This is a genomic window from Exiguobacterium sp. s50 (assembly GCF_018618175.1).
Taxonomy (GTDB): domain Bacteria; phylum Bacillota; class Bacilli; order Exiguobacteriales; family Exiguobacteriaceae; genus Exiguobacterium; species Exiguobacterium chiriqhucha.
Genome location: NZ_JACSLP010000006.1, coordinates 107,519 through 130,130, shown reverse-complemented (window position 1 = coordinate 130,130; position 22,612 = coordinate 107,519). Strand labels below are relative to the sequence as shown.

The 22,612-nt window shown below is 53.1% G+C and carries 20 protein-coding genes; all 20 read right to left on the bottom strand.

Annotated elements, in window-relative coordinates; all coding sequences use genetic code 11:
* Positions 1–5: 5 nt before the first annotated feature.
* The 20 genes from rimP to flhA all read right to left on the bottom strand — a co-directional run bounded on the left by rimP (position 6) and on the right by flhA (position 22,612).
* On the bottom strand, positions 6–476 hold the full coding sequence (gene rimP, locus KNP68_RS10180; RefSeq protein ID WP_021067156.1) for a ribosome maturation factor RimP: 471 nt from the start codon (positions 474–476) through the stop codon (positions 6–8).
* 119 nt (positions 477–595) lie between these two features.
* On the bottom strand, positions 596–4,888 hold the full coding sequence (locus KNP68_RS10175; RefSeq protein WP_035385678.1) for a PolC-type DNA polymerase III: 4,293 nt from the start codon (positions 4,886–4,888) through the stop codon (positions 596–598).
* Between the two features lie 75 nt (positions 4,889–4,963).
* The gene (locus KNP68_RS10170; RefSeq protein WP_029595686.1) at positions 4,964–6,664 is read right to left on the bottom strand and encodes a proline--tRNA ligase; all 1,701 of its coding nucleotides are present in this window, start codon (positions 6,662–6,664) and stop codon (positions 4,964–4,966) included.
* A gap of 40 nt (positions 6,665–6,704) precedes the next feature.
* The gene (rseP, locus tag KNP68_RS10165) at positions 6,705–7,955 is read right to left on the bottom strand and encodes an RIP metalloprotease RseP (protein WP_029595687.1); all 1,251 of its coding nucleotides are present in this window, start codon (positions 7,953–7,955) and stop codon (positions 6,705–6,707) included.
* A 16-nt stretch (positions 7,956–7,971) separates the two neighbouring features.
* A complete protein-coding gene (dxr, locus tag KNP68_RS10160; RefSeq protein WP_029595688.1) occupies positions 7,972–9,117 on the bottom strand; it encodes a 1-deoxy-D-xylulose-5-phosphate reductoisomerase in 1,146 nt (381 codons plus the stop codon).
* A 15-nt stretch (positions 9,118–9,132) separates the two neighbouring features.
* Positions 9,133–9,930, bottom strand: coding sequence for a phosphatidate cytidylyltransferase (locus tag KNP68_RS10155; protein ID WP_029595689.1), 798 nt, complete (start codon positions 9,928–9,930; stop codon positions 9,133–9,135).
* Between the two features lies 1 nt (position 9,931).
* On the bottom strand, positions 9,932–10,669 hold the full coding sequence (locus tag KNP68_RS10150) for an undecaprenyl pyrophosphate synthase (protein ID WP_021067150.1): 738 nt from the start codon (positions 10,667–10,669) through the stop codon (positions 9,932–9,934).
* Positions 10,670–10,752: 83 nt separating this feature from the next.
* Positions 10,753–11,313 (bottom strand): ribosome recycling factor, encoded by a 561-nt coding sequence (gene frr / locus KNP68_RS10145; protein WP_021067149.1) that lies wholly within the window; start codon positions 11,311–11,313, stop codon positions 10,753–10,755.
* Positions 11,310–12,035: a UMP kinase gene (gene pyrH / locus KNP68_RS10140; protein WP_021067148.1), complete on the bottom strand. Its 726-nt coding sequence runs from the start codon at positions 12,033–12,035 to the stop codon at positions 11,310–11,312. The genes frr and pyrH overlap by 4 nt, the downstream gene beginning before the upstream one ends.
* A gap of 106 nt (positions 12,036–12,141) precedes the next feature.
* Entirely contained in the window at positions 12,142–13,023 is an 882-nt protein-coding gene (gene tsf, locus KNP68_RS10135) for a translation elongation factor Ts (RefSeq protein ID WP_029595690.1), read from the bottom strand.
* 117 nt (positions 13,024–13,140) lie between these two features.
* On the bottom strand, positions 13,141–13,881 hold the full coding sequence (rpsB, locus tag KNP68_RS10130; protein ID WP_021067146.1) for a 30S ribosomal protein S2: 741 nt from the start codon (positions 13,879–13,881) through the stop codon (positions 13,141–13,143).
* Positions 13,882–14,033: 152 nt separating this feature from the next.
* Entirely contained in the window at positions 14,034–14,402 is a 369-nt protein-coding gene (locus tag KNP68_RS10125) for a hypothetical protein (RefSeq protein ID WP_021067145.1), read from the bottom strand.
* 13 nt (positions 14,403–14,415) lie between these two features.
* Positions 14,416–15,186 (bottom strand): FliA/WhiG family RNA polymerase sigma factor, encoded by a 771-nt coding sequence (locus KNP68_RS10120; RefSeq protein ID WP_131471153.1) that lies wholly within the window; start codon positions 15,184–15,186, stop codon positions 14,416–14,418.
* 11 nt (positions 15,187–15,197) lie between these two features.
* Positions 15,198–15,683: a chemotaxis protein CheD gene (locus KNP68_RS10115; protein WP_021067143.1), complete on the bottom strand. Its 486-nt coding sequence runs from the start codon at positions 15,681–15,683 to the stop codon at positions 15,198–15,200.
* Entirely contained in the window at positions 15,676–16,275 is a 600-nt protein-coding gene (locus KNP68_RS10110) for a chemotaxis protein CheC (protein WP_021067142.1), read from the bottom strand. Before KNP68_RS10110 ends, KNP68_RS10115 begins: the two co-directional genes overlap by 8 nt.
* Entirely contained in the window at positions 16,265–16,696 is a 432-nt protein-coding gene (locus KNP68_RS10105) for a chemotaxis protein CheW (RefSeq protein WP_029595691.1), read from the bottom strand. The genes KNP68_RS10110 and KNP68_RS10105 overlap by 11 nt, the downstream gene beginning before the upstream one ends.
* A gap of 12 nt (positions 16,697–16,708) precedes the next feature.
* Positions 16,709–18,676, bottom strand: coding sequence for a chemotaxis protein CheA (locus tag KNP68_RS10100; RefSeq protein WP_029595692.1), 1,968 nt, complete (start codon positions 18,674–18,676; stop codon positions 16,709–16,711).
* Between the two features lie 19 nt (positions 18,677–18,695).
* On the bottom strand, positions 18,696–19,535 hold the full coding sequence (locus KNP68_RS10095; RefSeq protein ID WP_021067139.1) for a MinD/ParA family protein: 840 nt from the start codon (positions 19,533–19,535) through the stop codon (positions 18,696–18,698).
* Positions 19,514–20,593 (bottom strand): flagellar biosynthesis protein FlhF, encoded by a 1,080-nt coding sequence (locus tag KNP68_RS10090; protein ID WP_029595693.1) that lies wholly within the window; start codon positions 20,591–20,593, stop codon positions 19,514–19,516. The genes KNP68_RS10095 and KNP68_RS10090 overlap by 22 nt, the downstream gene beginning before the upstream one ends.
* The gene (gene flhA / locus KNP68_RS10085) at positions 20,594–22,612 is read right to left on the bottom strand and encodes a flagellar biosynthesis protein FlhA (RefSeq protein ID WP_131471152.1); all 2,019 of its coding nucleotides are present in this window, start codon (positions 22,610–22,612) and stop codon (positions 20,594–20,596) included.

Sequence of the window (22,612 nt, the reverse complement as noted above, 5' to 3'; positions counted from 1 at the left end):
TCTCCTTAACTAAACGTGACCGCTAGGCGGGCTTGTGCAATTTTGTCTACCGGTAGCGATATCGCTTTTTTTCTTGTCTTGATGCGTGTCTCGACGATGGCGGTCTCGCCGTCATATTCCGTCAAAATCCCTTCGAACTCTTTGGCACCTTCAATCGGGGCAAACGTCTTGATATAGACGTTCTTTCCAATCGCGCGTTCAAAGTCGGTCGGCTTCTTCAGCGGTCGTTCGGCACCGGGACTCGAGACGTCAAGATAATAGGCTTGTTCGATCGGATCGCTATCGTTTAGTTTTTCCGAGAGTTGTTCGTTGATGTTGACGCAATCATCTAAATCGACGCCCCCCGGCTTGTCGATATAGACGCGCAAGAACCAGTCTGGCCCTTCTTTCACGAATTCGACATCGACCAATTCCATGTTCTCACGCTCCACGATCGGCAACGCGATCGCTTCGACGACTTCTGTTATTTTGGACACTCTCATCCCTCCTTCTGGCTTTTACATACAAGAAAGGAGTAGGGTTCCCTACTCCTTTCCCTCGTAGTATCCAACATTGTTCGATACCAATATATCATATTTTCCCGGTTTTTCGCAACTTACACCCCAAAATCAAAGAACGAGAGTTGGTTCTCATCCGGGAGGCCTTCGAGACATTTCATCGTATCGAGCGTCTCGACGATTGTCTTCGACAACTTGGCCCGTTTGCGCAAGTCTTCTTTCGATAAAAACTGTCCTTCGGCACGTGCATCGACAATCGCTTTCGCCGCGTTCGTACCGAGACCATCGACGGCATTGAACGGCGGGATGAGCGTGTTCCCTTCAATCAAGAACTCGGTCGCGCTCGAACGGTACAAATCGATGTTCTGGAACTTCATGCCGCGCTCTAACATCTCGAGTGCGAGCTCGAGCACGGTGTGGAGGCCTTTGTCTTTCGCCGTGGCTTCAAATCCTTTTTCACGGATATCCGACATCGCTTTACGCACGGCCTGTGACCCTTTGATCATCGCCGACAAATCGAAGTCGCCGGCCCGGACCGTGAAGTACGTCGCGTAATACAGAATCGGATGATGCACTTTGAAGTAGGCAATCCGGACGGCCATGAGCACGTACGCCGTGGCGTGCGCTTTCGGGAACATATACTTGATCTTCTTACAAGACGAGATGTACCATTCCGGAACATCGTTGGCCCGCATCTCCGTCTCCATGTCTTCCGACAAGCCTTTCCCTTTCCGTACCGACTCCATGATTTTGAAGGCAAATGACGGTTCGAGGCCCGCATAAATCAAGTAGACCATGATGTCATCACGACACCCGATGACGTCTTTCAATTCACACGTCCCGTTATAGATGAGTTCGTTCGCGTTCCCAATCCAGACATCTGTCCCGTGAGACAGTCCCGAAATTTGAACGAGTTCGGAGAACGTCGACGGTTTCGTCTCTTCGAGCATCTGCCGGACGAACTTCGTCCCGAACTCTGGAATCCCTAGCGTACCCGTCTTCGATTCGATTTGTTCCGGCGTCACACCGAGTACTTCCGGCGACGAAAAGATTTTCATGACCGTCGGATCGTCCGTCGGAATCGTCTTCGGATCGATACCGGACAAGTCTTGGAGCATCCGGATGGCGGTCGGATCATCGTGACCGAGAATATCGAGTTTGAGCAAGTTGTCGTGAATCGAGTGGAAGTCGAAGTGGGTCGTCTTCCATTCGGACGACTTATCATCGGCCGGATATTGGATCGGCGAAATTTCGGCGATGTCCATATAATCTGGGACGACGATAATCCCCCCCGGGTGTTGCCCGGACGTCCGTTTGACGCCGGTGACACCCGAGACGAGCCGGTCGACCTCGGCATTCCGATAAATCTTATCGTTCTCGGTCGCATAGCCTTTCACGTATCCGTACGCCGTCTTATCGGCAATCGTCCCGATTGTACCGGCACGATACACATACTCTTCACCGAACAACACTTTCGTGTAAGCGTGGGCGTGTGGTTGATATTCACCCGAGAAGTTCAAATCGATATCCGGTACTTTGTCCCCTTTGAAACCAAGGAACGTCTCGAACGGGATATCATGCCCGTCCTTCGTATACCAAGTCCCGCACTCCGGACATTGCTTGTCGGGAAGGTCATACCCGGACCCGACCGACCCGTCGTCGAAGAAGTGGGAATGTTGACACTTCGGACAGACGTAATGCGGTGGCAGCGGATTGACCTCGGTGATTTCGGTCATCGTCGCAACGAAACTCGATCCAACCGAACCACGTGACCCAACGAGATAGCCGTCATCGAGCGATTTCTTCACGAGTTTATGCGAGATTAAATAAATGACCGCAAACCCGTGACCGATAATCGACTTCAACTCTTTCTCGAGCCGAGCTTCGACGATTTCAGGCAGTTGTTCTCCATAAATCGAGCGGGCCATATCATAACTCATATTCCGGACTTCATCGTCGGCCCCTTCAATCTTCGGCGTATACAAGTCGTCCGGGATGATTTGAATCGACTCGATTTGATCGGCGATCGCGTTCGGGTTCGTGATGACGATCTCGCGGGCGAGCTCGTCCCCGAGGAATTTGAAGTCTTCCATCATCTCTTTCGTCGTGCGGAAATGAGCGTGCGGAAGTTCTTTCCGCGTGTTGATGAAGTTGGCGCCACCTTGCGTCCGAATCAAAATCTCCCGATACGATCGGTCCGTCCGGTCGAGATAGTGGACGTTGCCAGTCGCACAGACCGGCAGTCCGGCCTGACCTGCGACGCGAATGATCCGTTTGATGATTTCACGCAACTCAAGTTCGTTGGCGACAATTTCTTTATCGATGAGATGCATATAGAGCGCCGGCGGATGAATCTCGATGAAATCGTAAAACGCCATCATCTTCTCAAGCTCTTCGTCCGATTTGTTCAGGGCAGCATCGAAAATCTCGCCATTGTCGCACGCCGAACCGATCAAGAGGCCCTCACGACGCTTGATAATCTCCGAGCGAGGCATGCGTGCCATGCGGAACAAGTAGTCGATGTGCGACAAGGAAATCAGTTCGTATAAGTTCCGGAGTCCCGGTTTTTTCGTTTTCGCATAAATCGTCGCATGGAACGGACGAATCTTCGAGACGTCGCTCCCGACTTTCGCGTTCAGCGAGCGATGCGTTTCCATCTCAAACATCTGTTTGGCGAGTTCGAGCAGCTTCATGAGCAAATACGCCGTCGCCTCGGCATCATAGATGGCGCGGTGATGTTGCGTCAACTCGATATCGAATCGCTTCGCGAGCGTGTTGAGACGGTGGTTCTTGAGCGTCGGTAAAATCGTCCGGGCGAGCTCGAGCGTGTCGATGACCGGATAGTCATCCGGCTCGTGTCCACCGCTCCGGAGCGTCGCTTCAAGGAAGCCCATATCGAACGATGCGTTATGGGCGACGAGAATGCCGTCCCCGCACCAATCGACGAACTGCTTGGCGATGACTTCCGGATCGGGCTGGCCATGGACCATGTCATCGGTGATACCCGTCAGTTCAATCGTCGTGGCCGAGAGCGGATGCTTCGGATCGGCGAACGCCTCGAAGCGGTCGATAATCTCTCCGTCCTTGATTTTGACACCCGCGAGCTCGATGATTTTATTGTAGACGGCCGAAAGCCCCGTCGTCTCGACGTCGAAGACGACGTACGTCGCATCGTCGAGCGGGACGTCGGTCGGATGATAGGCGACGGGTACGCCGTCATTGACGACGTTCGCCTCGACCCCGAACAGCACTTTAATGTCATTCTTTTTCCCGGCGTAATAGGCTTCTGGGAACGACTGGACTCCGGCATGGTCCGTGATGGCGATGGCACGGTGGCCCCATTTCGCCGCTCGTGCGACGAGTGCCGATACGTTTGTGACCGCGTCCATCTGGCTCATCTGCGTGTGCGCGTGCAGTTCGACCCGCTTTTCACCGGCCCATTCGTCCCGGACCGGTTCGACTTTCACTTCTTGCAGTTGTGACGCCATCATGCACAGTTCGCGCATGAAGCTGTCATCCTCGACCCGACCGGCTGCTTGAATCCACATGCCTTTTTTGACGGCACTGAGCATACGGTCATCGTCGTCATCGCGCGCGAACACTTTGACGATGAGTGAATCGGTATAGTCCGTCATCTTGAACGTGAAGAGTTTCTTCCCGCTCTTCAATTCTTTCCGTTCGGCCGAGAAGACGAGGCCACGGATGGCGACGCGTCGTTCTTCTTCGATAATCGTCTTGATTGGGACAATCTCGTCTTTAATCAAAGCGCCCATCCGCACTTCAGTGACCGGCTCATCGTTCGTCTCGGTCGACTTGGCGAACTGCGCCGCGAGTGCGAGCTTCGCCTGTTCCAAATCTTCTTGGACGACTTGTTCGCGCAACGCTTGGTTCGCTTCTTCATTTTCTGAGAACAACGCTTGGCATGGTTTTTTCATAAAGCCATAGGCGCTGTAGAGCGCCTGGACTTCTTGGCATAACTCTTTATCGACATAGTTCGCCTCAGGGGCCGAGCGCACCGGGATGAGCAATTTGTTCTGCTCGAAGCGCGGTGCGACCGATGCGAAATAACTGCGCATTGCGCCTGACACTTGGCTCAATTCACTGACGATTCGGGGCCAATAGTCGATATAGTCCTGTTCGCCCCCACCTGACGTCGTCGTGAACCGAGCGTACACCTCGTCCGCGAACGTCGCATAGCGACTCTCGAGCCGGCTCATGAATAGTTGATACACCTCATACGGCAACACGTGTTGCAATTGGAAATAAAACGTCCATGTCCGGCGTTGCTTGTTGACGACGAGTCGTGACAGCTCCGCTCCGTCGAATTGATCCGTTTCGGTCGTGATGCCGAGGTCACCCAAGAGCAATTGCATTTTTTGATTAGCTTCCACGGGTAAGAAGTCCCCCCTTTTATCATTCAATGTCGAAAAATGAAGGTGACGGCAAGAAACCGTCACCTTCATCGATCATTTGGCTTCGTTCAGTTGCGTCGTGATGACACGTGGCAACTCATCGACTGTCGTCTCGAGGACTTCGCCAGTGGCACGTACTTTCACTTCGACGATTCCTTCGCTCGCTTTTTTCCCGACGTTGATACGAATCGGAAGACCGATCAAATCAGCATCGGCAAACTTGACGCCAGCCCGTTCTTTACGGTCATCATACAACACATCGTACGTCGATGACAGCTCATCGTATAAACGGTTCGCGAGTTCGACTTGCGCCTCGTCTTTCGTGTTGATGGCAATCAAGTGCACATCGAACGGAGCGACGCTCTTCGGCCAGACGATTCCGCGATCGTCATGATGTTGCTCGATGACGGCCGACAACGTCCGCGAGACGCCGATGCCGTAACAGCCCATGATGAGAGGTTCGGCCCGACCTTCTTCGTTCAAGAACGTCGCGCCCATCGCTTCTGAATAGCGTGTGCCGAGCTTGAACACTTGTCCGACTTCAATCCCGCGGGCGAAGCGGACCGGACCCGACTCGTCAGGTGCCATGTCGCCTTCGACGACGAAACGGAGGTCGTGATACGTCAAATGCGACAAGTCGCGTTCGGCGTTGACGTGCGTATAATGGGTGTTCGCCTCGTTGGCGCCACATACCGCGTCGACCAAATATTTGACGGCGTAATCAGCCACGACTTTGACCGGTGAATGAATCGGTCCGAGCGTGCCCGGTTCACAGCCGAACAAGTCGATAATCGTCGCTTCTTCTTCCATTTGGATGTCGAGTCCACCGAGAGCGTTCTTCACTTTGACGTCGTTTGCCTCGTGATCACCTCGAACGATGGCCATGACCGTCTCGCCATCGATGTTGAAGAGGACCGACTTGATCGTCGTCTTCGGATCGACGTTCAAGAAACGCGCCACATCTTCAATCGTCTTATTGTCTTTCGTGTCGACCTTGTCGAGTGCGAGCACGTCGGCCGCTTGCATGTCATAGCGGTCGAGCGTTTCAGCCATCTCGATGTTCGCCGCATAAGTTGATGAATCCGTATATACGATCGTATCTTCACCGATTTCGGCGAGCGCTTGGAACTCGTGTGTATCTTTCCCGCCGATGGCACCTGAATCAGCTACGACCGGACGATATTTCAAGCCGATGCGGTCAAAGATGCGTGAATAGGCGTTATACATATTCGTATACTCTTCGTCCAAGTCGTCTTGCGTCGCATGGAACGAGTACGAGTCTTTCATCAAGAACTCACGACCCCGGAGCAATCCGAAGCGCGGACGACGTTCGTCGCGATACTTCGTTTGAATCTGATACAAGTTGACCGGTAACTTTTTATACGAGTTGAGTTCATCGCGCACGATTGACGTGATGAGTTCCTCATGGGTCGCACCGAGTGCGAAACGACGGTCATGACGGTCCGTCAATCGCATCAATTCTGGACCGTAAATGCCCCAGCGTCCCGTCTCTTCCCATAGTTCGGCCGGTTGAATCGCTGGCATGAGCAACTCTTGCGCTCCGGCCCGATTCATCTCTTCGCGGATAATCGTTTGGATATTGTGCAATACGCGATGGCCGAGCGGGAGATATGAATAAATCCCAGCGGCGTTTTGGCGCATGAAGCCCCCACGGACGAGAAGCTGATGGCTGATGGCTTCCGCATCGGCCGGTACTTCTCGTAATGTAGGCATGAACAGTCTCGATTGTTTCATAGGTATCAACGTTTCCCTTCTGTAACTCGATTAGATCTTATTATTTAAAGAATGACTGGATATCATTCCAGGTGACAATCAACATGAGCAACATGAGCAAAGCGAAACCGATAAAGTGGACGAATCCTTCCTTTTTCGGATCAATCGGTCGTCCGCGCACCGCTTCGAACAAGAGGAAGATGAGTCGTCCCCCATCGAGCGCCGGGAGCGGCAACAAGTTGAAAATGGCCAAGTTGACGGATAGAAGTGCCGTCCAGTTAAGGAGCATGATGAATCCGCTCGCTGCCACTTCGTCGGTCATGCGGACGATCCCGACCGGACCGGCCAACTGATCGACGCCGACCTGACCCGTCACCAAGTCACCGACCGCGGAGAAGATGAGCGTCGACATCGTCCACGTCGTCTCGGCCCCGGTTGTAAAGGCTTTGGCCGGTGAACGTTCGAGCGCGTTCGTCACGCCTAAAATTCCGACCGTCTCCCCATTTTGTTCGACCGCTTGCGGCGTAATCGTCACCGTTTGCTCGACGTCGTCACGAATATACGTCACTTCGGTCGGTGTGTCGGCACGATCGGCCAATACCGTCCGCAAATCGAGCCAGTTGTCGATCGGTTGACCCTCGATCGAGACGATCTCGTCGCCTGCGACGAGCCCGGCTTGATCGGCGGCCGAGTCCGGTTGGACCGTACCGATTTGACCATCGTCCGTCGGTGTCCCTTGGACGAGACCGACGATGACGAGGAGGAGGAAGGCAAGGACGAAGTTCATCGCCGGACCGGCTGCAATCGCAAGCACCCGTTTCCAGACAGACTGGGCTCCGAACGTGCGGTCGTAAGGCGCGATTTGAATCTCCATGCCTTGGTCGACGAGAAGCGTGTCCCGCTCGAGCGAATAGACACGGACCTCATCATCGACGAGCAGTTGTACTTTCAATTCGCGGACCGAGTCAAACTTGTCGACCGTCCCGACGACATGAACGTCTTGGGCCTGGTCCGGTTGGAAATAGACGCGATCGACCGTCCCAGCACTCGTCAGACGCAATCCGACGTGTTGCCCGGCCTTCACTTCGATCGGCTCAAAATCTTCCCCGGCCATTTTGACATAACCGCCGATTGGCAATAGTCGAATCGTATACAGCGTCTCATTTTTTCGGAATGAGAGGATTTTCGGTCCAAACCCGATTGCAAATTCATGACAGAGAATCCCTGCCCGTTTCGCCATGACGAGGTGTCCCCATTCATGAACCGAAATGAGTACTCCAAACATCAAAACGATGGCGATAAAAGTCGTCATTGTCTATTCCCCACCTTCACTTTCCTTGCTGAATTTGTTCTCGAACCGCTCGGTCGATTTGAAGAATCTCCTCGAGCGTCGGTTCTGCAATTACCGTATGTGTCTCCATCGCTTGCTCGACGATGCGTTCGATATCGAGGAATGCAATCTCCCCGTTCAAGAACAGCTCGACGGCCGCCTCGTTGGCCGCATTGAGCACGGTCGGCATCGAACCGCCGGCACGCCCGGCCTCATAAGCGAGGCGTAACGCCGGATAACGTGTTAAATCGGCTTCCGCGAAGTGTAGCGTCCCGATTTCTCTCAAGTTTAACCGCTTGTTCCCTTCGATTTCAAGACGTTTCGGGGCTGATAGCGCATAGAGAATCGGGCCTCGCATATCGGGGTTGCCGAGCTGCGCCATGACAGCGGCATCTTTGAATTCGACCATCGAGTGGATGATCGACTCGCGATGGAGCACTACTTCAATATCATTATAATCGATATCGAACAACCAGTGCGCTTCGATGACTTCGAGTCCTTTATTGAACATCGTCGCCGAATCGATTGTGATTTTGGCACCCATCGACCAATTCGGATGCGCGAGCGCCTCTGCGACCGTAACCCCTTCAAGCTCTTCTCGCGACTTGTCACGGAAACTTCCGCCTGAGGCCGTCAAGATGATTTTCGAGACGTCGTCGCGACGTTCGCCGTTCAAGCATTGATAGATGGCCGAATGTTCACTGTCGACCGGGAGCAGGCTGACGCCATGCTTTTTGACGGCTGCGGTGACGAGATGCCCTGCCGTGACGAGCGTCTCTTTGTTCGCAAGCGCGATGTCTTTCCCCGCTTCGATGGCGGCAAGGGTCGGTTCAAGCCCGACGGCCCCGACGACTGCCGTCACGACGACATCGGCCCGTTCAGCGGTCGCACATGCAATCAACCCTTCCAGTCCGATGAAAAAGAGTGGTTCATATGTAAGGCGTGACTTGAGCTGTTCGAGTACCTCGATATTTTTAGCGGATACGTATTTTGGCCGTAGGCGATTGATCCATTCTTCCGCCACGTCTACGTTCGTTCCGAACGCATATGCCTCAAGTTCAAACAAGTCGGGGTGCTGTTCGATGACGTCGCATGTTTGTACGCCAATCGATCCAGTCGCCCCGATTAAGCTGATTCGCTTCATCTTGACACTCCTCTTTTATAACAAATTAAATACCCAAATGACGGTGAATACCACGATCATACTATCAAACCGGTCTAAAATCCCACCGTGTCCCGGTAACAGATGACCGGAATCTTTCACATTATATTGACGCTTGTATGCTGATTGTACCAAATCACCGAGTTGACCGACGACTGATACGACGACCGCGAGCACCAATACTTCGAGAATCGGTAACACCGGCTCGATGAGTACGTAGACGATGCCGAGGACGATCGCCGACACGATGCCGCCGATCGCACCTTCAATTGTCTTATTCGGGCTGATAGACGGCCATAGTTTCGTCTTTCCGATTGCTTTCCCTGTGAAATAGGCTCCAGAATCGGTCGCCCAAATCATGAACAAGACGAGCAACACTTTGACGAGCCCGTCTTCTGACAAGCGGACGAGTGCGAAACTCGAGAACCCGATGACGAGATAGACGGCAGAGACGAAATAAAAGCTCGCATCTTCGTACGTGAACCGGTTTTTCGTGACGACCGTCCAGAACAAGAGGAGCATTAAACCGAGCACCATCCATTGCGTCGTCGACATCGGCAGTTCCTCGAGGACGAGCCGACGCTCGAGCAACATCAAGATGAACGGGAACGCCACGAGAAGTGACGTCACGAGAAACGGGAACGCCATCAATTTATGATTGCGCATCAACGTGAACTCGCTCAATCCGATTAAGGCGAGCACGCCCATCAAGATGACGAACGGGCTACCGCCTAAGGCAATCAACGTGACAAATATGGCGCCGGCCCAGAGACCGGTAATGATTCGTGTTTTCATGTCACACCCCGCCAAACCGGCGAGTCCGCGCATTGTACGCTTCAATCGCCTCGACGAAGTGATCCCGTTTGAACTCAGGCCACAACACGTCCGTGAAATGTAGTTCAGCGTAAGCCCCTTGCCAGAGCAAGAAGTTCGAGAGGCGCTGTTCCCCACTCGTGCGGATAATCAAATCAACGTCTTGCATGTTCGTCATGAGACGCTCACCAATCATGACGTCATCGATCTCGTCCGGTTGAATCGTACCGTGCGCCACATCACTCGCGATTTGTTTCATCGCTTGAACGAGTTCATCACGTCCGCCATAGTTGAGCGCAAAGACGAGATCGAGCCCCGTATTCGTCGCCGTCCGTGTCCGTGCCTCATCGACCGCTTCTCGCGTCCCGCGTGGCAGTTTTGTCACATCGCCTGCGACGAGCACGCGAACGTTCTGTTCATCCAATTCTTTTAAATCCGTCTCTAAAAATTGCTTCGGCAATTTCATCAAGAAGTTGACTTCTTCTTCAGGACGCGTCCAGTTCTCCGTCGAGAACGCATACAGCGTCAATGAACGGATGCCAAGTTCTTGGGCGGTGCGCACCGCTTCCCGGACCGACTTCATCCCTTCCCGGTGACCCATGATGCGAGGGAGCCCACGCTTCTTCGCCCAACGGCCGTTGCCGTCCATGATGATGGCGACGTGTTCGGGAATGCTCAGTTCCGCCTCGGTTTTTGTTTTAGGATTCACCCATTTAAACATACTCTATCCTCCTGATTGTATGAAAGAGGGACCCTCTCAGTAAAAGGGTCCCCACACAGCTTTTTGGTATACCACTTCCGTGATTACACTTCCATGATTTCTTTTTCTTTCGTCGCTGCAGATTCATCAATCTTTTTGATGTACGAATCCGTTAACGATTGAACGTCATCCGCGTAACCGCGAAGGTCGTCCTCAGTCAAGTCCCCATCTTTTTCAAGCTTCTTCAAGTTTTCATTCGCATCACGACGAACGTTACGGACAGCTACTTTCGCTTCTTCCGCATATTTTTTCGTCACTTTCACGAGCTCTTTGCGGCGCTCTTCTGTCAAAGCTGGGATCGCGAGACGAATGACCGTCCCATCAGAAGACGGCGAGAGGCCGAGGTCGGCTTTTTGAATCGCTTTCTCGACATCTGACACCATCGATTTGTCCCATGGTTGAATCAAGAGTAGACGCGCTTCCGGAGTGTTGATGTTCGCCACTTGGTTGAGCGGAGTCGGTACACCGTAGTAGTCGACTTGGACCGGGTCCAAGATTGACGCGCTCGCGCGTCCCGTACGAAGTGTCCCGAAATCACGTTTCAAGGCAGAATGGGCTTTCTCCATCTTTTCTTCAGCAGTTTTCAATACGTCATTAACACTCATGAATTGATTCCTCCTACTACCGTCCCGATATGTTCCCCGAGTACGACACGTTTGATGTTTCCTTCTTCAAGCAATGAGAATACAATCAGTGGGATATGGTTGTCCATACATAGTGATGTGGCTGTCGAATCCATCACTTGGAGTCCGTCTTTTAAGACGTCCAAGTACGTGAGCGTGTCGTATTTGACCGCATCCGGAACGAGTTTCGGATCCGCCGAATAGACACCATCGACGTTGTTTTTACCCATCAGGATGACGTCAGCTTCAATTTCCGCTGCGCGGAGTGCTGCTGTCGTATCTGTTGAGAAGTACGGGTTCCCCGTCCCTGCCGCGAAGATGACGACTCGACCTTTTTCAAGGTGACGCATCGCCCGACGACGGATGTACGGTTCAGCCACTTGGCGCATTTCGATTGAGGTTTGGACGCGCGTCTGGACACCGTTCGATTCAAGGCTATCTTGAAGTGCGAGCGAGTTCAACACCGTGGCAAGCATGCCCATATAATCGGCATTCGCCCGGTCCATGCCGAGTTCGCTGCCCGTCTTCCCGCGCCAGATGTTTCCGGCTCCGACGACGACGGCTACTTCGACGCCTAAGGCGACCAACTCTTTGATTTGTCCAGAGATCGAGTTGACGATGGCCGGGTCAATCCCGTACCCTTGATCTCCTGCGAGCGCTTCTCCACTCAATTTTAACACAATTCGCTTATATTTCGGTTCCATACTTTGCCTCCTCTTGCTTGAAAAAAGGGAACACGCTCCCTTAACGAACTAACTCAAGGTTATACAGACGTGTTCCCAATTTTGATTGCATCACGCGTGATGCAGATTATTTTTTAAGTTGGTTCATTACTTCTTCAGCAAAGTTTTCTTCGCGTTTTTCCATACCTTCTCCAACTTCGAAACGTACGAATGAGTTGACACGGCCGCCTTTAGACTCTACGTATTTCCCAACTTTGAAGTCAGCGTCTTTAACGAATGTTTGGTCGACGAGGCAGATTTCCTCGAAGTACTTGTTCATACGTCCCGCAATCATCTTCTCGACGATGTTGGCAGGCTTGCCTTCGTTGAGGGCTTGCTCAGTCAAGACTTTCTTCTCACGATCTGCTTCTTCAGCCGATACTTCGTCGCGTGTCGCGTAAAGTGGGCGTGCTGCTGCGACGTGCATAGCTACGTCTTTCGCAACTGTCTCGTCCGTTGTACCGTCGATGATGACGACCGAACCGATGCGTCCACCCATGTGAAGGTACGTGCCGAAAACTGCATCGTCAGCTTTTTGAAGAACAGCGATACGACGGAGTGAGATTTTCTCTCCGATTGTCGAAGCTTCTTCTTGGATGTGCGTCTCAAGTGTTTTACCTGCTACGAATTCAGAAGCAAGTGCCGCTTCTACTGAAGTCGCGCCTGAAGTGAGAACTGCATTCGCCACGTCTGAAACGAGTGTTTGGAACTTCTCGTTTTTCGCAACGAAGTCTGTTTCTGAGTTAACTTCGACGAGCGCAGCTTTGTTGCCGTCAACCGCTACTGCCGTCAAACCTTCTGCTGCGATGCGGTCGCCTTTAGCTGCTGCTTTAGCGATCCCTTTTTCACGAAGGAAGTCGATTGCCGCTTGCATGTCACCATTTGTTTCAGTGAGTGCTTTTTTGCAATCGAGCATACCTGCGCCTGTTTTTTCACGAAGTTCTTTTACCATTGCTGCTGTAACTGCCATCGGAAATTCCTCCTTGTAAAACTTACGAATTTTTAAGAAAAAGCACTAAGGCTTTATATACGTGTCCTAAAAAAAGGTGATAAAAGGCTTTCCCTTTATCACCTGTTGTCTGACCGATTACTCAGCTTCTGTCGCTTCAGCTTCTGGAGCTACTGCTTCTTCAGCTACTTCTTCTTCGCCTTGCTTCGCTTCGATGATCGCGTCTGCCATCTTAGAAGTGAGCAATTTAACCGCACGAATCGCATCGTCGTTCGCTGGGATGACGTAGTCGATTTCGTCTGGGTCACAGTTTGTGTCGACAATCGCAACGATTGGGATGTTCAATTTGTGAGCTTCTGCAATCGCAATACGCTCTTTACGTGGGTCAACGATGAAGAGGGCATCAGGAACACCTGGCATGTCCTTGATTCCGCCGAGGAACTTCTCAAGACGTGTCATTTCTTTTTTCAAGATGATGACTTCTTTCTTAGGAAGTACTTCGAACGTACCGTCAGCTTCCATTTTCTCAAGCTGCTTCAAGCGGTTGATACGCTTTTTGATTGTTGAGAAGTTTGTGAGTGTTCCACCCAACCAACGCTCGTTGATGAAGTACATACCTGAACGGAGTGCTTCTTCTTTGATCGTGTCTTGAGCTTGTTTTTTCGTACCTACGAAGAGGACGTTTCCGCCTTCTGCCGCGAGTTCACGAACGAAGTTGTAAGCTTCGTCTACTTTTTTGACCGTTTTTTGAAGGTCGATGATGTAGATTCCGTTACGCTCCGTGAAGATGTATTTCGCCATTTTTGGGTTCCAACGGCGTGTCTGGTGACCGAAGTGTACACCAGCTTCGAGCAATTGCTTCATTGAGATTACTGCCATGATAAATTTCCTCCTTGTGGTTTAAAAAAGTCCTCCGCCTCGTTCATCGTTGTATTCCGACCTTTCGGCACCGAGGAATACCATCCCGAGACGTGTGTGATGTGTTTAACACCGAAAATTACTATAGCATATGTCAGCCAATCCGGCAACTCTCACTTTTTGCGAAGTTTGGCATAAAGGGCGACTTCTCCCTCACCTTTTCCGAGCAGTCGGGCCGTCTCTCGGACCGAATGGTTCAGTAAAACGTCCTCGACGTGCGGTGCCTGTTGGCGCTCACGGGACGACGGTGCCTCCATCGGCGAATCCTCAAGTGCAGGTTCCACAGCCGATTCCTCGCTCGATGGCGCAGGGTGTTTCACGACATCGTTCATCGATTCCATGAACGACAACAGGAGGGCCTCGGTCTCACGCTTCTCCTGTTCGAGCCGCGTGACACGAGCCGTCAGCGCCTGGACCTGACGAAACAAAATCAACAGTCCGTACGCGACGATACAGGCGATTCCGATATAGACGACGGTCATCTCCATCCCTCCTTCACGATGTCTTTTCTTCTAAATAGGAACGTCCGAGCGCAAGCTTTAACGTCTTCAGCGCCTTGGAATGAATTTGTGAGATGCGGGACGTCGATAGTTCCAACACTTCACCAATCTCCGTCAACGTCAACTCGTCGAAATAGAATAACGACACGACGAGCCGTTCTTTCTCAGATAAATGCTCAATCTCGTTCGTCAACACATCGAGCAACTCGCGCTGCAGGAGCGTGTCTTCCGGTTTTTCGGAGTCGGGGTCAAAATACGTGACGGACATGACCTTGCCTTCCTCTTGATGCGTCACCGCCTCATCGATGGACAACATGTTCGCAAAGTACCCTTCCGCCATCGCTTTCTCGATTTCTGAGACCGGCAGCTCGCACGCGTGCGCCAGTTCTTCTTTCGTCGGGGCCCGATGCAACTTCTGTTCGAGCTGTTCGGCGACGTGGTCAATCTTCTTCACCCGTTCACGCACCGATCGCGGCAACCAATCGATTTTCCGTAATCCGTCGATGATGGCGCCCCGAATCCGAAACGCCGCGTACGTGTCAAACTTGTTGTTGTGTTCTGGATCATATTTCATGAGGGCATCGTACAATCCCATGTAACCCAAACTTTTCAATTCGTCGCGTTCGACGCTCTTCGGGAGCGTCACGATCATTCGTTGCACGTGATAATGGATCAGGAACTCATAGTGCGTCAATAGTTCATTCGCCGTATCCATATCGCGGTCAGTATTCCAACGATCCCACAACTCGGTAAGTTGAGTCGTCATGTCGATCCCCCCTAAATTTCCTTTGTTCCTACGCTGACCGTTCGAATCGAGAGGACGCAAGTCGCCACATCAAATTCAATCGTCCGCCCATTATGTCCGCCACAGTCCTCGGCGATGAGCGGGATCCGGTGCGCTTTCAACGCATTGCGGACGGCCTCGGCATTTCGTTCACCGATGCGCATCGCCTCATTCTCATATTTGAATTGAAACATTTGGGCGCCGCCGGCCATCTTTGCTTGCAACCGACCGGCCCCGGCTCGTTTCAATGAAGCGACGAGAGCGTCGATGGCCGTATCCGCATATTTCCCTACTTCAATCGTTTGATGTTTGCGGGCAATCGCCGAATCCGGCAACATGACGTGAGCCATCGCCGCGACTTGAAGCCGGACGTCGTACAGGATGACCCCGACACACGAACCGAGCCCGGCCGTCCGCAACTTGTTCGGCGCCGTCGTCTGCTTCCATTCCGCAATCCCAATTTTGAGTACTTCAGCCATGGCCCATCAACCGCTGCTTAATCCGTTCGAGCGAGCCATGCGTCGGTAGGAACAACACATGTCCAGCACTTACTTTTCCGTCGATGCGGAACGTCGTATCGATATAGAGCGCCGCATCTTCTTCGGGCTGGACCGATGTGACGACGAATTCGACGATCGAACCGGCCATGTCAACCGCTGTCGCCGGGACGTGAATCGGAATCGGTGTATTCAACCAATCGCCGAGCGCCCGGGCGTATGCCCCGCTCATGATATTCCCAATCTCTTCCCATGCCGACTGACCGAGTTCATCGGCCGCTTGGAACGTGAACCCGCTCCCGATAAGTGATGAGACCATCATCTCGGCGTCGTCGACCGGGAATAAGATGAGGATCATGCCGCTGATGTCGCCTCCGAGCTCTAATAGCACGGATGCCACGTGACGCTCAGGACCGCCGACCCGTTCCGGAAGATACGTGATCGGTTCCATCTCGGCCGAGGAGACGGTAATGTTGACCGGCTTGGCCAAGAGCGTCGACAATGCCGTCGCTGCGTGGCCTGATCCGATATTGCCAAGTTCTTTCAATAAATCTTGCTCGAACTCACTCAGCATGTTGTTCCTCGAACAACGCGTTGGCGTCGAGAAGCGAGAACAGTTTGTCCTCCCCTTTCGCGATCGCCGTCAAATGAGCCGACAACATGTCTCGACTCGATTCAGGAATCGGCTCGAGACGAACGTCCTCGCTTTCCACGACCTCGTTGGCGCGATCGACGATAAAACCGGCATCGCCTTGATTGAGCGAGGCGATTAAAATCCGTGTCTCGTCGGTCGGTTCAATTGCCTCATACCCGAGGCGGAGACGAAGGTCGATGACCGGCGTGACGACACCGCGCAAATTGATGACGCCCTTGACGTGAGCCGGTGCGTTCGGGACGCGTGTGACCGGTTGTACTCGTTCAATCGAGCGGACCGACTGGACATCGATCCCGTATGTGTTCGTTCCCAGTGAAAAGACTACCCATTTTTGTTCCATCCTTCTTCCTCCTTAGAACAGATCGTTGCTGTCGACAATCAAGGCGACACGCCCGTCTCCGAGTATCGTCGCACCGGAGATGGCCGGAATGCCCTCGAGATACGTACCGAGCGGCTTCATGACAATCTCTTGTTGGCCAATCAAATCGTTGACGACCACGCCGACGAGTTTATTTCCTTTACGGACGACGACGACCGGGAATTGCGTCTTCGTTTCCGTCTCAATCGCAAACATTTCTTTTAAATAGACGAGCGGGACGAGCTGACCTCGGAAATCGAAGACACGTTCGCGATGGGCCGTCAAAATGTCGGCCTCGTCAAGAAGTGTCGTCTCAAGAATCGATGACAACGGGATGGCGTACGTCTCCTCACCGGCTTGAACGAGCATCGCCGAGATGATGGACAGCGTGAGCGGAAGGCTGACTTGGAATTTTGTCCCTTGTCCGACGACCGTCTCGAGCGTGACGACCCCACCGAGTGATTCGATTTTGTTTTTCACGACGTCAAGACCGACACCGCGACCAGACAAATCGGTGACGACGTCTGCCGTCGAGAAGCCTGGGGCGAAGATGAGCATAGCGACTTCGTTATCGGTCATCGCTGTCGCTTCTTCCGGCGTGATGACGCCGCGCTCGAGCGCTTTCGACCGGACTTTATCGACATGGATCCCTGCCCCGTCGTCCTCGATTTCAATGAAGACACGGTTGCCGCCATGGTAAGCCCGGAGTGCAAGACTCCCTTGCTCCGGTTTCCCGGCGGCGACACGGACTTCTGGTAGTTCGATGCCGTGATCGATGGCATTGCGAATCAAGTGAACGAGCGGGTCGCCAATCTCATCGATGACCGTCCGATCGAGTTCCGTTTCCGCGCCTGTGATCTCAAGCTGGACTTTTTTATGGATGTCTTTCGCGACCGAACGTACCATGCGTGGGAAGCGGTTGAACACTTGCTCGATCGGCATCATCCGGAGCGTCAGGACGAGTGATTGGAGTTCGTTCGTCCCGCGTTTGATTTTCTCGACCGTCTCGTTCAATTCAGGCTGTCCGACTTCGTCGGCGAGCCGCTCGAGACGACCGCGGTCGATAATGAACTCTTCGAATAAGTTCATTAAACGATCAATCCGTTCCAAGTTGACGCGAATCGTCTTCGCCTGGGCGACAGCCTGTTCTTTCGGCTCTTCCGCCTCGACTTTCGGTTTCGCTTCAGCGACGACGACGGTCTCGGCACTGACGGCGACTTCCGGTTCACTCGATGCACTCGTATACACCGTCACGAGGACGTGCTCGACTTCTGACACTTGGGACACGGCGTGTTCAATCACATCTGCCGTCTCTTGTGACACGAACAAGACGTCAAACGAGAGGTCGAACTGCTCTTGTTCGATGGCCTCGGTTTCCGGTAATGTCCGGACGACCTCGCCGAGTTCTTGCAGGCGATCGAATACCATATAGGCACGCGCCGCTTTCAATACGACGGCATCGGATAGTTTCACGTGCAATTGGAACGCCTCGAAGCCCGTCTCCTTCGCTTGGGTGATGACCGAATCCGTATAAAGGTCGGCCGTGAAGACGTTGGCTTCGACCGTCGGAGCCGCCTTTGGCGTGCTGCCGATGAACGACTGGAACGCAGACACCGTCGCAGCGACATCGACGTTCGCGCCTCGGCCGCCGGTCTCGATATTGGCGATCATCTCTTCGATTTGTTCCATCGCTGAGAACATCGTATCAAGCAACAGCTGGTTGCTCTCTTTCTTACCGGCCCGAACCAAGTCGAGCGCGCTCTCCATCTCATGTGTCAAGTTGGCCACACTCTCATAACCCATCGTCGCCGACATTCCTTTGAGCGTATGCGCGGAGCGGAAAATCTCTTGAATCGCTTCTTGGCTACCCGTCTGTTCAAGTTTTAACAGTTGGGTGTTCACCGATTGAATATGTTCTTGCGACTCATCTAAAAACAATCCTAAGTATTCGTTCACGTCCATCTATAATGCCTCCCTGTCGTTAGACTCGGTTCCACTGACGTTTCAAGTTCCCCATCAAGCGATCCATAAAATGACGCGGTTTCGGCGGTGTCCCGGTCAATGTCGTTAAAATCCGCTCTAACCGCCAACTGATATCACTTTTTCGGTCCAAATGGTAAAACGGGACTTGGGCGATGACCGCTCGTCTGACCGTGGCGTCATCTGGTAAATACCCGAGGAATCGAATCGATTTCTTTAAAAACTGCTCACACGCAACTTCCATTCGTTCAAAACATTGCAGCGCTTCCTCACCCGATTGGGCCCGATTGACGATGACGCCGAGCGGTAAGTCTGGGCTTTGTCGATGCACCAGCTTCGTATAGGCGTACCCATCCATGAGCGAGGTCGGTTCAGGCGTCAAGATGAGAAACATCTCATCACATCCTTCAATGAATTGAAGTGATGTGTCGGTCGCCCCGGCCCCCATGTCGAACAGGACATAATCGTATTCAGTGAGCACTTCGAGTTCACGCATAAAAAATTGCATATCGGCATGTGAGAATTGGACTAGTTCATCAAGTCCACTCCCCCCATGTAATATATCGACACCATGCACACCTTTCTGAACCGAGGCGGCCAGCGGAATTCGGGCTTTGACCGAATCCATCATCGTCCGTGATCTCGAGGCGTTCAACAAGATATGTACGTTCGCCATCCCGATGTCGAGATCGACGATTAACACGCGCTTCCCAAGCTCGACGAGGCCGATGGCCGTATTGACACAGACGTTCGTCTTGCCGACCCCGCCTTTCCCGCTCGCGAAAGCGATCGTCGTCGGTGGGGTCTCTGTTTTCGCCCTTAGACGTCTTGCTTGGTCCATTGGGTCCACCCTTCTTTCTCAAGCAACCGATCCGTCAGCCGGGAAGGGTCCCCGTTGACGAGGTCGTCCGGCACTTCTTGTCCATCCGTCAGCCAAGCGACCGGCAGCCCACTTTCGCGAACCATCCGATACATCGCATGGATGTCGCTCGTCTCGTCCGCTTTCGTGAAGATCAGCGACCCGAGCGGCAACGGCTCGAACTGGCGATATATCATTTCCATGTCCCGCATCTTTGACGTCAAGCTGAGGACGAGCGAGAGACTCGTCTCCGAAAAGTCATGATGCCGCTCGAACTGCTCAACATACGCCTCGTCGCGGAAGTTGCGGCCAGCCGTATCAATCAAAATGATGTCTTTTCGAGCGAACAGCTGCTTCGCCCGTTTGAAATCATCAAAATCGTAGGCGACCTCGACCGGGATGTCTAGAATCTCGGCGTACGTCTTCAACTGCTCGATGGCAGCGATTCGATACGTATCCGTCGTGATGAGGCCGACCGAGAGTCCATGCTCGAGCTTATAGTGGGCGGCTAGTTTCGCGAGCGTCGTCGTCTTGCCGACACCGGTCGGACCGACGAGCATCATGTACCGCTTCGGTTCCGGTACAGGCAAGAAAGAATTTTGGATTTGATCGCGGACGTAACGTTCGACGGCGTCGACCGATTTTGTCGTGTAATACAGTTCCTGAATCGCTTCGTCCCACGCTTCACCTTGAAACGATTCGGACGCGAGCAGCGCTTCGACGTGTGCCAATGGTGCCGGCAACCGTCTCGCTCCCGAGATTTCAGGCGCAGCATACGCGACGTTCCGTGGTTGCGGTTGACGTTTTTGCGTCGCCTCAGGTTTCGTTGCCGCGACCGGCTTCGCAACCTTACGTGGTTTGACGGCGAGCGGCGCCTTCTCGAGCGCGGCGATGACCTCGACGTGTTGTGAGGCGAACAAGCCGAGCCATCCTTTCTTCACTTGGCGCGAATTCAAGATGACGGCGTCGTCGCCAAACTCTTGTTTAACTTTCGCCATCGCTTCCGCCATCGTCTTGCCTGTATATTTTTTGATTTGCACTTAAATCACCCCAATACTTTTCACTTCAATCGAGCTGAGCAGTTCGTTGTAGGCGAGGACCGGCACATCCGGATAATACCGTTCGAGCAATTGTCTCACGAACAGGCGGATCGTCGGCGAACAAAGAATGACGGCCGATGCCCCGTAGCGTTCGAACATCGACAGCTGCTCGCCCGAGCGTTCGATAATCTCGCGCGCTTGTTCCGGGTCGAGCGCCAAATAGTTGCCGAACTCCGTCTTTTGAACGGCGTCTTGAATCAGCTGTTCGGTCTGACCGCCGAGGGTGACCACGTAGAGTGGTCCGTCGGGCGGACTGACTTGATCCGTCAATTGACGTGACAGACCTTGCCGGCAGTATTCGCCAAGAATGTCCGCGTCTTTCGTCACTTTCCCATAGTCGGCCATCGTCTCGAACAAGAGTGGCAAATTACGAATCGAGACGTGTTCTTTCAACAGATGACGGAGCACTTTTTGAATGTCGCCAATCGAAAGGACGGATGGTGTCACGTCTTCGACGAGCACCGGGTGTGTCTCTTTCAAGTGTTCGACGAGTTGTTTCGTCTCTTCACGGCCGAGCAGGTCGGCAGCGTGTTTCTTGAGCGTCTCCGTCAAATGTGTCGCCACGACAGATGGCGGATCGACGACGGTATACCCGCTCATTTCGGCGCGGGTGCGCGTCTCTTCATCAATCCATAGCGCCGGGAGACCGAATGCCGGCTCCGTCGTTTCAATCCCATATACTTCTGGATCTTCAATCCCGGGACTCATCGCCAAGTAATGATCGAGCAAGAGCTCGCCTTCAGCGACGACGTTCCCTTTCACTTTGATCCGATACGCGTTCGGTGATAGTTGCAGATGATCCCGAATCCGTACCGTCGGCAAGATGAACCCGAGTTCGAGTGCGAGTTGACGACGGATCATGACGACCCGGTCGAGCAAATCGCCTCCTTGCGATTCATCGGCGAGCGGAATGAGTCCGTAGCCGAATTCGAACTCGATGGCATCAATCTGTAACAGCGAGACGACCGTCTCGGTCGGTGCCGATGGTTCTTCTTCCGGTAAAGGTGTGTCGACGACCCGTTTCAAATTGCGACGCATCGTATAGGCGCCGTAGAACGTGGCGCCGGCAATGATGAGCGTCACGGGGAGCAGACTCGGCGAGATGATCCCGAGCATGATGACGACTGAGCCGGCGATATAGAGCAGTGTTGGGTTTTGACTGAGCTGATCGACGACGTCCTCGCCGAGGTTTCCATCTGAGACGGCACGCGTGACGATAATCCCGGTCGCCGTCGAGATGAGGAGCGCTGGAATTTGCCCGACGAGTCCGTCTCCGATTGTCATGAGTGAGAACTTCTGGAACGCCTCACCAACCGGCAGGCCCATGTCCACGACGCCGATGATAATCCCGAAAATCAAGTTGATGGCGACGATGATAATCCCGGCGATGGCATCCCCTTTGACGAACTTCGAGGCCCCATCCATCGATCCATAAAAGTCGGCTTCACTTTGAATCTTTTTCCGGCGGATTTGCGCGTCTTTATCATCAATCAATCCCGAGTTTAAATCGGCATCGATGGCCATCTGTTTACCCGGCATGGCATCGAGGGTGAAACGCGCCGACACTTCGGATACGCGTTCGGCCCCTTTCGTGATGACGACGAACTGGATAATGACGAGGATGAGGAAGACGACGAATCCGACGAGCACTTTCCCGCCGACGACGAAGTTTCCGAATGTGGCGATGACTTCTCCGCCGTATCCGGTCGATAAAATCGAACGTGTCGTCGACACGTTCAATCCGAGCCGGAACAACGTCACGATTAGCAAGAGTGACGGGAAGACCGAGAAGTCGAGTGCTTCACGCGCATTCATCGCGACGAGTAAAATCAGCAACGCAACCAGTATATTGACAATGATTAAGAAATCTAACATGAACCCCGGTAACGGGATGACGAGCATGACGACGATTAACAGAACGCCGATCAATACCGCAAAATCTTTAGCTTTTACAGCCAA

Bases quoted from the DNA above. Each gene is read 5' to 3' on its own strand.
- KNP68_RS10155 (WP_029595689.1), bottom strand. From the start codon at position 9,930: ATGAAAACACGAATCATTACCGGTCTCTGGGCCGGCGCCATATTTGTC.
- dxr (WP_029595688.1), bottom strand. From the start codon at position 9,117: ATGAAGCGAATCAGCTTAATCGGGGCGACTGGATCGATTGGCGTACAA.
- KNP68_RS10120 (WP_131471153.1), bottom strand. From the start codon at position 15,186: ATGACGACTCAACTTACCGAGTTGTGGGATCGTTGGAATACTGACCGC.
- rseP (WP_029595687.1), bottom strand. From the start codon at position 7,955: ATGACGACTTTTATCGCCATCGTTTTGATGTTTGGAGTACTCATTTCG.
- KNP68_RS10150 (WP_021067150.1), bottom strand. From the start codon at position 10,669: ATGTTTAAATGGGTGAATCCTAAAACAAAAACCGAGGCGGAACTGAGC.
- KNP68_RS10110 (WP_021067142.1), bottom strand. From the start codon at position 16,275: ATGCTGAGTGAGTTCGAGCAAGATTTATTGAAAGAACTTGGCAATATC.
- KNP68_RS10100 (WP_029595692.1), bottom strand. From the start codon at position 18,676: ATGGACGTGAACGAATACTTAGGATTGTTTTTAGATGAGTCGCAAGAA.
- tsf (WP_029595690.1), bottom strand. From the start codon at position 13,023: ATGGCAGTTACAGCAGCAATGGTAAAAGAACTTCGTGAAAAAACAGGC.
- frr (WP_021067149.1), bottom strand. From the start codon at position 11,313: ATGAGTGTTAATGACGTATTGAAAACTGCTGAAGAAAAGATGGAGAAA.
- pyrH (WP_021067148.1), bottom strand. From the start codon at position 12,035: ATGGAACCGAAATATAAGCGAATTGTGTTAAAATTGAGTGGAGAAGCG.
- rpsB (WP_021067146.1), bottom strand. From the start codon at position 13,881: ATGGCAGTAATCTCAATGAAGCAATTGCTCGAAGCTGGTGTACACTTC.
- KNP68_RS10125 (WP_021067145.1), bottom strand. From the start codon at position 14,402: ATGACCGTCGTCTATATCGGAATCGCCTGTATCGTCGCGTACGGACTG.
- KNP68_RS10170 (WP_029595686.1), bottom strand. From the start codon at position 6,664: ATGAAACAATCGAGACTGTTCATGCCTACATTACGAGAAGTACCGGCC.
- KNP68_RS10115 (WP_021067143.1), bottom strand. From the start codon at position 15,683: ATGGCTGAAGTACTCAAAATTGGGATTGCGGAATGGAAGCAGACGACG.
- KNP68_RS10095 (WP_021067139.1), bottom strand. From the start codon at position 19,535: ATGGACCAAGCAAGACGTCTAAGGGCGAAAACAGAGACCCCACCGACG.
- KNP68_RS10105 (WP_029595691.1), bottom strand. From the start codon at position 16,696: ATGGAACAAAAATGGGTAGTCTTTTCACTGGGAACGAACACATACGGG.